10 protein-coding genes are annotated in these 10,001 nt (G+C 31.3%); 1 reads left to right on the top strand and 9 read right to left on the bottom strand.

The window, feature by feature from the left end; genetic code table 11:
- Positions 1-59: 59 nt before the first annotated feature.
- The 8 genes from JMO20_RS11260 to JMO20_RS11225 form a co-directional block, all read right to left on the bottom strand.
- Positions 60-770, bottom strand: coding sequence for a zinc dependent phospholipase C family protein (locus JMO20_RS11260; RefSeq protein WP_202709769.1), 711 nt, complete (start codon positions 768-770; stop codon positions 60-62).
- Between the two features lie 391 nt (positions 771-1,161).
- Positions 1,162-1,770, bottom strand: coding sequence for an FMN-dependent NADH-azoreductase (locus JMO20_RS11255; RefSeq protein ID WP_202709768.1), 609 nt, complete (start codon positions 1,768-1,770; stop codon positions 1,162-1,164).
- A 245-nt stretch (positions 1,771-2,015) separates the two neighbouring features.
- Positions 2,016-2,384, bottom strand: a complete 369-nt coding sequence (locus JMO20_RS11250; protein ID WP_279380109.1) for a winged helix-turn-helix transcriptional regulator — start codon at positions 2,382-2,384, stop codon at positions 2,016-2,018.
- Positions 2,385-2,617: 233 nt separating this feature from the next.
- Positions 2,618-3,865 carry a DUF1015 domain-containing protein gene (locus JMO20_RS11245; protein WP_202709767.1) on the bottom strand — a complete coding sequence of 416 codons (1,248 nt, stop codon included), beginning with the start codon at positions 3,863-3,865 and terminating at the stop codon, positions 2,618-2,620.
- Between the two features lie 11 nt (positions 3,866-3,876).
- Complete coding sequence (locus tag JMO20_RS11240) at positions 3,877-4,788, bottom strand: D-2-hydroxyacid dehydrogenase (RefSeq protein WP_202709766.1); 912 nt, start codon at positions 4,786-4,788, stop codon at positions 3,877-3,879.
- 15 nt (positions 4,789-4,803) lie between these two features.
- On the bottom strand, positions 4,804-5,877 hold the full coding sequence (locus JMO20_RS11235) for a pyridoxal-phosphate-dependent aminotransferase family protein (protein WP_202709765.1): 1,074 nt from the start codon (positions 5,875-5,877) through the stop codon (positions 4,804-4,806).
- Positions 5,878-6,249: 372 nt separating this feature from the next.
- Positions 6,250-6,819 carry a hypothetical protein gene (locus JMO20_RS11230; RefSeq protein WP_202709764.1) on the bottom strand — a complete coding sequence of 190 codons (570 nt, stop codon included), beginning with the start codon at positions 6,817-6,819 and terminating at the stop codon, positions 6,250-6,252.
- A 25-nt stretch (positions 6,820-6,844) separates the two neighbouring features.
- Positions 6,845-7,285 carry a cell wall hydrolase gene (locus JMO20_RS11225; protein WP_202709763.1) on the bottom strand — a complete coding sequence of 147 codons (441 nt, stop codon included), beginning with the start codon at positions 7,283-7,285 and terminating at the stop codon, positions 6,845-6,847.
- 214 nt (positions 7,286-7,499) lie between these two features.
- Between JMO20_RS11225 and lplA the strand changes: the two genes are divergently transcribed.
- On the top strand, positions 7,500-8,492 hold the full coding sequence (gene lplA, locus JMO20_RS11220) for a lipoate--protein ligase (protein ID WP_202709762.1): 993 nt from the start codon (positions 7,500-7,502) through the stop codon (positions 8,490-8,492).
- 106 nt (positions 8,493-8,598) lie between these two features.
- Here lplA and lpdA read toward each other — a convergent pair whose 3' ends face one another.
- Positions 8,599-9,993, bottom strand: a complete 1,395-nt coding sequence (gene lpdA / locus JMO20_RS11215; RefSeq protein ID WP_202709761.1) for a dihydrolipoyl dehydrogenase — start codon at positions 9,991-9,993, stop codon at positions 8,599-8,601.
- Positions 9,994-10,001 lie beyond the last annotated feature (8 nt).

Genomic DNA, 10,001 nt, shown 5'->3' with positions numbered 1-10,001 from the left:
AAAGTTCTAGCACTTGATTCTAGAAGCTCCCACTTCTGCGTGAGCAAGTGGTGAGTAGTTCACCTTAATTGCTTATACCCAACTTCTTCAAGGAATAATAATAGACAACCTGCTGTTGTTCTTTGAGATAAGGGCAGAATACATTTTGTTATATGATGAAACCTTTCTTTTTCATCCTCTATTTCCTTTGATTCATTATATATCTCCATTGCTTGCTTAGAATTAAATCTAATAAAATGTTCTAAACTACTAAATTTAATTGGTTTTTCATAGGATACATATTCTGCAACTATATCATAGGTTACCTTTACAAAATTTTCATATTTTCTATGACTATCTAACAGTCTAATATTCACATGTTGAGGAACTGTTATATCTTGAATAATATGTACACAAGCCCCTAAATAAAACATAGCATTTTCGATATCTTCATTTTTCCAAAATTCTAATGCATTATTGTAGTATTTCATAGTTAATGTTAAAGCATTACTATGACCGTATAAGCCTCTTTTCTTCGATGGGCTATAAAAATGATTTATACTTTTAAAATCTTGATCAGCCCAGACAACTCCTTTATTCAACTCTTCTAAATAATAATTAAATAACTCAAACTCTTTGTCAAAATCAAATTTTTTTAAGAGCTTTATAGATTTATAATTTATGAATCTATGAACTTGACACTCAGTCTCAATTACTTGCTTTTTCAAGGGATTTATCGCCCACAATAATGACTTGAAGACTTTACCATAATACCTTTCAAAGAAAGCCATAAACTTTTCCTCACTTTCTTTACCATATTTAGTTACTTAAATCTTTTAGTTAATGATCTAAATAACTACTTTGTTAATAATCCTATGTTAGTATAATACCCAATATAGCCCTATTTAAATATATAGTTGAAAATTAAGATCTAAAGAACAGGTTTGTTTCTAGAGGAAAAGAATAATTGAAAAATAAGTATAAATTAGAAAGGTTTAAAAACATATACGTAAGAATAAAAACAACTAATAAAACCTTTTAGTGTAAAATATAACTTACCCGTAAACTTATATCCTAAACGTTAAAAGTCTACGGGTATTCTACATTGTTTTAGAAATTCTTTAAAATAGTTTATCAAAACCAATAGTATTCACTAATATATCTCAATTTTAGTATTACTATTTAGAAATTTTCAGCTTTTTCCTCTGCATCCTTAATTGCATCTGTTACAACAGCTTCAACATCAGTATCACTACGATCCATGTTTTCAATAGCAAAGGTATCAACATCGTAAACTCCAAATAGACCAAAGATTGTCCTTACATATTTATCTCCCATCTCGAATTCTGAAAGTGGTGGTGTGGAATATTCCCCACCTCTTGTAACGATATGTATTGCCTTTTTACCTTCTAATAAGCCTGATACTCCGCCACCTGAAACATATTTAAATGTAATTCCTACAACACTTACATAATCAAAGTATAATTTCACAATTCCTGGAAGTCCTAAGTTCCATAATGGTGCAGCAATAATATATTTATCTGCTTCTGCAAATTGATAAGCATATTTTAAAACTGGGTGATTTTTACTATCTTCTGTCTTAGGTCCAAAAACAGTGTCTAAATCATCTCCAGTTAATGGTTTTATGTCTTCTTTATACAAATCTAAAATTACAATTTCATCATCAGGATGGCTTTCTTTGTAGGATTCAACAAAAGCATCTGATATTCTAAAAGTTCTTGATACTCCCTCTGGTTTAGCATTTGCTTTGATATAAAGCACTTTACTCATCTTAAGCATCCCCTTTTATATTAATTTCTTATACAAAATTGTTACATTAATTTCTTATTTAACCCTATGATATAATGTTATCAACATAACAATCTTTCAACAAGTACGCACTTTTTAGTAATATAGTTACTAAAAAGATACTATTAATAAAATCAGTGGTACATTAAACAGAAAAAGCTAAAAACAATATGACATGTTTTTAGCTTATGTTATCTAATACCAATTAGTATTTTATGTTATAATCTTTAAAAACCTTCTAAACTCAAGTGCTCTGTCCCAAAACCATGCATCATCTCTAATATAGGAATTATTTTCTTACCCATATCAGTTAATCCATACTCTACTTTAGGTGGTACAACGGGATATACCTTTCTAAAAATCATTTTATCTTTTTCTAAACTTCTTAATTGCTGTGTAAGCATTTTTTGAGTTACTCCTGGTAGTTTCCTCTTTAATTCACTAAATCTGAGTATATTATAGCTTAAGTACCATAAAATCAGTATTTTCCACTTTCCTGCAACCAAATGCTGTACCCTAAGCATTGGACATATATCATATTTTATACATTGATCTTTCATATGACACTCTTCATGTTTCTTTAATTCTTCATCCATTTTATTCATCTCCTCTTTAGTATTATTATAAATACTATAGTATAAAAAAGTAACTACTAGCCAAAAAGATATTTAGTAACTATTATATAGTATCATAAAATATGAAGAAAATGAATTAAAATACTTAACGAGCCAGTTATAAAACTTATATTTAATTGTATATAAACCTAAAAAAATGAGATATTCCTATTTAAATAGGAATATCTCATTTGGTAAAATACAATTATCTTCTATTAAAATAATCTGTGAACGAATAGCCCACTTCTTAGTTTTGGTTCGAACCAAGTTGACTTAGGTGGCATAACATCTCCAGCATCAGCAACTCCCATTAAATCTTCTATAGTAGTTGGATACATTGAGAAAGCTACCTTCATACCATTCTCAACTCTTTTTTCTAATTCTTTAAGTCCTCTAATTCCTCCAACAAAATCAATTCTTTCATTTGTTCTTGGATTGTCAATTCCTAATAGAGGATTTAATAGATTATTTTGAAGTATAGCTGCATCTAAACTATTAACTGGATGGTCCTTGTCATAAGTTCCTTCCTTAGCATTTATCTTATACCATTTGCCATCTAAGTACATACCAAACTCATGCTTCATTTGTGGTCTGTATTGTCCTTCTTCTTTGTACTCTTCTACATCAAATTTTTCTTTAACCTTTGTCATGAATTCCTCTTCTGACAATCCATTTAAGTCTTGAACAATTCTGTTGTAGTCCATTATAAATAGATCTTCATCTGGGAATATTACTGACATAAAATAGTTAAACTCTTCATCACCTGTGTAGTTTGGATCTTCTTCTCTTCTCTTTAATCCAACCTTAGCTGAAGAAGCTGATCTATGATGTCCATCAGCAATATATAAGTAATCAATTCCATCGAAGATTTCACCAATTCTATTAACTATCTTATCATCATCAATTACCCACGCTATATGAGTAATATCATCTTCACTAATGAAATTGTATACTGGAAGATTGAATTTAATCCAATCATTTATTATTGTGTTAAGCTCATCATTCTTTCTATAAGTTAAGAATATTGGAGCTGTATTTGCGTCGCAATGATCGAAGTTATTGATTCTGTCTTGTTCTTTAGCTGGTCTAGTAAACTCATGCTTCTTGATTGTATTATTCATATACTCATCTATTGAAGTACAAGCAACAAGTCCTGTTTGAACTCTTCCATTCATTAATTGTCTATATATATAGTATTTAGGTTTTTCATCTTGAACTAAGATTTCATCCTTAATCATATTATCAAGATTTTCTCTAGCCTTTTCGTATACTGACTTGTCATATTGGCTTAAGGAATCATCCATATCTATTTCAGATCTTACAACATGTAAGAAAGAATGTTCATTTCCCTTTGCCATTTCCTTTGCTTCTTCTCTGTTCATTACGTCATATGGTAATGAAGCCACCTTTTCAACTAATTCTTTTTTTGGTCTAATGCCTTTAAATGGTCTAACTACTGCCATTATTCAACCTCCTATGCAAAAAAGTTTTTTACTATATCAACTATTTCCTCACCAATTCTAGCTTGAGCTTCCTTAGTAGACGCTCCTATGTGAGGAGTAAGAGATACCTTTTCATGAGTATATAGCTTCTGATTCTTAGTAGGTTCTTCTTCAAAAACATCTACTGCTGCAGCTGCAACCTTACCTGAATCTAAAGCTTCTATTAATGCTTCTTCATCTACAACGCCACCTCTAGCGCAGTTCACAAGATAAACTCCATCCTTCATCATTTCAAATTCCTTAGTACTTAATACAGCACCTGCTTCTTTATTGAAAGGAATATGAAGTGATATAAAGTCTGATTTCTTAAGTAATTCATCCATAGAAACAAAAGTGTATTGATCGTAGCCTTCCTTTGCTCCAGATCTATTTGTATAAAGCACTTTCATTCCTAATGCATGAGCTTTCTTAGCTGTTTCTTTAGCAATTCTACCAAATCCAATTAATCCTAAAGTTTTTCCAGCTAACTCAATACCTTTATATGCTTTCTTGTTCCACTCACCATTTCTCATAGTAACATTAGAAATGTGAATATATCTTGAAATAGCAAACATATGACCAATTGCTAATTCTGCAACTGATGCACTACTTGCATTTGGAGTATTATTTACTTGTATACCATTTTCCATTGCATATGGAACATCAATATTGTCAAGTCCTACTCCTGCTCTTATAATAAGCTTAAGTTGCTTAGTTTCTAAAGCTGCATCTATTATTTCTTGTCTAACCTTTGTAGCAGACCTTACAATTACTGCATCAAAGCTCTTTAACTCTTCTTTAAGTTCTTCAGGTGCATAATGTTGTTCAACAAGCTCATGACCCATTTCCTTAAGCTGAGCAGCAGCTTTTTTATCCATTCCATCAGTAACTAAAATTCTTGCCATTATATATTCACCTCTCTATAAACCTAAGATATCTTCAATATTCTCAAGTAACTCTTTGATTTCTAGTAAAGTAGTTTCACCCATATGAGCAATTCTAAATGTTTTTTCCTTTAATTTGCCATAACCATTAGAGATTGTAAATCCTCTCATAGCTAATTTTTTATTTAAGTCTGAAACACTAATCTCTTTAGTATTTTTAATATTTGTTAAAGTGTTTGAAGCATGCTCTTCAACTGGGAATAATTCAAAATGCTTATTAGCCCAATCTCTAACATATTTAGCCATCTCTTCATGTCTCGCAAAACGATTATCTAAACCTTCTTCAAGAATTCTATCTAATTGATAATCTAATGCAAACATGTGTGGTAATGAAGGTGTTGAAGGATATTGATGATCCTTCTTTTGTATGTAATCATACAGTCTCACTAAGTCTAGATAGAATCCTCTATTTTCTACTTGTCTAGCAGCATCTAGAGCTTTTTGAGAAATAGTACAAATTGCTAATCCTGGAGGTAATGCTAAAGCCTTTTGAGTAGATGTTATACAAACATCAATTCCCCATTCATCTACCTGGATTTTTGCTCCTGCCGCTGAACTAACTGTATCAACACAGAAAACAACCTCTGGGTATTTTTCTTTTAACATCTTTCCTATCTCTCCAACAGGATTCATAATACCAGTAGATGTCTCATTGTGAGTCACCGTAATTAAATCATATTTGCCAGTAGATAGAACTTCGTCTACTTGTTCTGGAGTAGTTGGTGTTCCCCATTCAACTTCAAATAAATCAGCTTCTACATTGTTAGCAACAGCCATTTCATGCCATCTCTTTCCGAAAGCTCCAACTGCAAATACAGCTGCTCTCTTTCTTGTACAAGATCTTATTGCTGCTTCCATTAATCCACTTCCTGATGTTGTGGATAATAAAACTTGATTTTCAGTATAGAAAAGCTTCATCATTTTCTCACTGATATCTCTCTGTAATTTTGATGCCTCTTTAGTTCTGTGTCCTATCATAGGAGTAGCCATTTTTTGTAACACATCTTCCTTTACCTCTACAGGTCCTGGAATAAATAATTTTTTATGCATTAGAAAACCTCCTTTAAATAATTGATTTATTTTTACTACTTTATAAACCTTGAAAACGCTTACATGTGCAAAATATAAAACATGTCCGTATATAGAATAACACATAGAATATTTAACTACAAGATTAATAAAAATATTTAATACAATGGTTGAAAGTAGCATGTTACTAGTTTGTGAAAATATGTCTATTATATGTATTTTTCTTGTATTGTCGATAGATATATTTGATAGAAATACCATTAGGCATAAGTATGCTTAATCTTAATTGTAACTCATTCAAGAACTTTTGGGAACTAATCTCTCATCTGATAGCATTTTTAATACAATGAAAAAGGCACATATCTGTGCCTTTAAAACATTAATAAATTTTACTTAATAGAATATCTTTACAAATTTGATAGAATATAAGTCACATACATCATGGTCATCAGTTTCTGTTTCTCTTAATACTACAAAATCAATACCTACATCTAATAATTCTCCTGCTCTATCAATTAATGTATTTGTGCCAATCAAAAAGTCAATCCTTACGTACCTTCCTATATTTTTAATAAGATAACCTTGTAGATAATTTGGATCAACCATTACTGGAGCTCCTGGTTGTCTTGGCATATCAACCACTGGTATTTGACCTGGCGCTGCTGGAGTCTCTGGCTGACCTGGAACAGATGGAGTCCTTGGTTGTGCTGGAGAAGTTGGCATTTGACCTGGTTGCATTGGTGTTGTCGGCATTTGACCTGGTTGATTAGCCCAAGGTGGAACACCAATAGGATTATATGCAGTACCAGGTGGATACCATCCTGAAGGCATATTATATGGCTGATAAGGCTGCATCGGTCTTTGAGGTACTTGAGGCATTCTCGGTTGTTGTGGATCTGCAATTGGCCTCTTTGGCTTATTAATACTACCGTTATCGGTTTTATCAATATCTTTCTTTTTCACAATATCACTCCTTATTTATATAATTTTAAGTTTCTGCATAATAGGAAGTTGGATCATAAAAACAATGTTCTCGAATCCTATTTTGAATAACTCCAACCTCAGATGGAAAATAAGTTTGGCAGGTTGGTATAAAGGGGTTAAAATACCACAGGGTTTCATCTAAAGTATACAGTTTATTTCCAGCTAAAGCCCAATCAGCAATTTCATAGTGAATACCCTCTGGTGGACTTGCCCATATTGTTTGAGGATTAGTACGTCCTCCTAAGATTGAAGTGGCACAATCAAATTGTCCCTCCTGAAATATTATCTTTCTAAGATCACCTTGACCCACTCTTTGATATTCACCATAAGGTACATGAACTCTATTCATCACTGTTGTTGCTACGGCTTTCATTCCCCTTTCTCCTTCTCCGCCTGCTTCACATTTAATTATTCTCGCCAATAACTCACGAGCACTATAGGCCATAACAACACCTCCTCACATCTATAGCTACTATTAATATATTAATAAAGGGGTAAAACTGATACACTAGATAGATAATATCTGCCTATAATAATCTAAAAAAGTTATAGTAATCCTATTAACTTATAAATAGTAACAATTTATATTAATATTTTTTTGTTTTCTCTCCTTGTTATTAGGTATAATATATATAAATTATATAAAAGAGGTGGTATAGATGATAAGTATTAAAAATAACGCTAAAGATCCTCATTTTAACCTAGCCCTTGAGGAATATGCCTTAAAGCACCTAGAGTTAGACGATGATATTATTATTCTATGGCAAAATGAGCCATCGGTTATTATTGGAAGAAACCAAAATACCATAGAAGAAATTAATTATTCCTATATTAACGAAAACAATATTAACGTTGTTAGAAGACTTTCTGGTGGAGGTGCAGTTTATCATGACTTAGGTAATTTAAACTTCACTTTTATAACTAAAAATAAAAAAGACAATGTTAGTAATTTTAAAAAATTTACTGAACCAGTTATTAATGCATTAAATAAGCTAGGTGTAAAAGCTGAGTTTACTGGAAGAAATGATATAACAATTGACGGTAAGAAATTCTCAGGTAATGCTCAATACTATTACAGAGATAAGCTATTACATCATGGTACTATTCTATTTAACTCTGATTTGTCAGTTGTAAAAGATGCCTTGAATGTTAAAATAGATAAAATTGAGTCTAAGGGTATTAAATCTGTAAGAAGTAGAGTAACAAATGTTTATCCATATTTAAAAGAAAAAGTTTCAATAGATAAGTTTAAAGATTACTTATTGAAATCAATGATAGCGGATAGCAAAACAGAGGAAAGTCAATATGTATTAACTGATAAAGATATGAAAAAAATTAACGAAATGATGGAAAGTAGATACTTAACTTGGGAATGGAACTATGGTGAGTCTCCAGATTTTGATATTCAAAAAGCTAAAAGATTTGAAGGCGGTAATATAGATATTAGGTTAAATGTTAAAAATGGTATAATAAGTGATTGTAAGATTTTCGGTGATTTCTTTGGAAATAGGGATAAGGGAGAACTAGAAAACCTATTAATAAACAAAAGATATGAAGAAAATTCTATTAAAGATGAATTAAATTCTATAGCCTTTGAAGAATATATATTTAAAATTAATATTGATGATTTTATTAATTGTATGTTTTATTAGCTCTAATTTAAAGCATAGTAATAATAATAAAACACTTTAAATATCAGCTAGCTGATATTTAAAGTGTTTTTATTATATTATAATTATCTCTTAGCAATTATAGAGATTATTTATCTCCTACATAAATATGAATTGGTTTATCCACTGCTCCATGGGCTGCTTCCATAACAATTTCTGATAATGTGGGATGAGGATGAATCGCTTTAGCTAATTCATGTACTGTACCCTCTAATTCCATTGTAGTTACTGCTTCAGCAATCATATCAGTAGCATTAGGAGCTAGTATATGGGTTCCTAAAACCTCACCATATTTTTTATCTGCTACAATTTTAATAAATCCATGACTTTCTCCTTCAGCTAATGCTTTGCCATTTGCACTAATAGGAAATGTACTCACGATAACATCATGACCTCTTTCCCTCGCCATTTGTTCAGTTAGTCCTGCCGTTCCTATTTCTGGGAATCCATAAATGCAAGATGGAGCCTTATCATAGTCAATAGTTGTCTCTTTACCCATGATATTCTCAACAGCTACAATACCCTCAGCCGAGGCTACATGGGCTAACATGAATTTACCATTTATATCTCCTATTGCATAAACTCCTTCAATATTAGTCTGTAGCTTTTCATTTGTAATTACGTTTCCCCTTTTATCTAGCTCTATACTTAGCTTATCTAAGCCTTTACTATTAGCTTTTCTACCAATGCTAACTAATACTTTTTCAGCTTTGAATTCTCTTTTTTCTCCATCAACAGTTGCCATTAAACTATTGTCCTGAAACTTTTCTACATCTACATTGTAAATTATTTCAATACCACTCTTTGTTAATATATCAGCCATTGTATCTCTAATATCTATATCTATATTACCTAAAATCTTATCACTTCTTTGGAAAATGGTAACCTTTGATCCTAGAGCATTAAATAGAGTAGCAAATTCAACTCCAACTACACCGCCACCTACGACTATTAAATTCTTAGGAATGTTATCCAAAGCTAATATTTCCTTACTTGTTACTACTAAACCATCTTCATTAGCTTCGTTTATTCCATCTATTGAAGGTAGTTTAGGAGATGAGCCCGTTGCAATAATAAGATTTTTAGTTTTAATAGTTTCACTATTAACCTTAATGGTATTTCTATCAACTATCTCACCATAACCTTTATATACTTTAATACTATTTTTCTTTAAAAGAAATTCAACTCCACCTGTCAACTTCTTAACCACTTTATCCTTTCTTTTTTGCATATTTGGCCAATTCACCGATATTACACTTTTATCGGATATATCTATACCATATTTCTCAGAGTTCATTATATTATCAAATACTTTTGCACTTTTTAAAAGTGTTTTTGTAGGTATACAACCCCAGTTCAAGCAAACTCCACCTATGTCCTCTTTTTCAATTATAGCGGTTTTTGCTCCCATTTGAGCTGCCTTAATTGCAGCCACATAACCTCCTGGACCTGCACCTATTACTGTAATATCATAGTTTTCCATATTCTATA

Source organism: Sporosalibacterium faouarense (assembly GCF_016765695.1).
Classification (GTDB): domain Bacteria; phylum Bacillota; class Clostridia; order Tissierellales; family VENL01; genus Sporosalibacterium; species Sporosalibacterium faouarense.
Note: the sequence above shows the minus strand (reverse complement) of the source record. Positions and strands in the feature narration are given on the sequence as shown.

Excerpts from the sequence above, each read along its gene's own strand:
- JMO20_RS11260 (WP_202709769.1), bottom strand. The coding sequence starts at position 770 with ATGGCTTTCTTTGAAAGGTATTATGGTAAAGTCTTCAAGTCATTATTG.
- JMO20_RS11255 (WP_202709768.1), bottom strand. The coding sequence starts at position 1,770 with ATGAGTAAAGTGCTTTATATCAAAGCAAATGCTAAACCAGAGGGAGTA.
- JMO20_RS11250 (WP_279380109.1), bottom strand. The coding sequence starts at position 2,384 with ATGGATGAAGAATTAAAGAAACATGAAGAGTGTCATATGAAAGATCAA.
- JMO20_RS11245 (WP_202709767.1), bottom strand. The coding sequence starts at position 3,865 with ATGGCAGTAGTTAGACCATTTAAAGGCATTAGACCAAAAAAAGAATTA.
- JMO20_RS11240 (WP_202709766.1), bottom strand. The coding sequence starts at position 4,788 with ATGGCAAGAATTTTAGTTACTGATGGAATGGATAAAAAAGCTGCTGCT.
- JMO20_RS11235 (WP_202709765.1), bottom strand. The coding sequence starts at position 5,877 with ATGCATAAAAAATTATTTATTCCAGGACCTGTAGAGGTAAAGGAAGAT.
- JMO20_RS11225 (WP_202709763.1), bottom strand. The coding sequence starts at position 7,285 with ATGGCCTATAGTGCTCGTGAGTTATTGGCGAGAATAATTAAATGTGAA.
- lplA (WP_202709762.1), top strand. The coding sequence starts at position 7,500 with ATGATAAGTATTAAAAATAACGCTAAAGATCCTCATTTTAACCTAGCC.
- lpdA (WP_202709761.1), bottom strand. The coding sequence starts at position 9,993 with ATGGAAAACTATGATATTACAGTAATAGGTGCAGGTCCAGGAGGTTAT.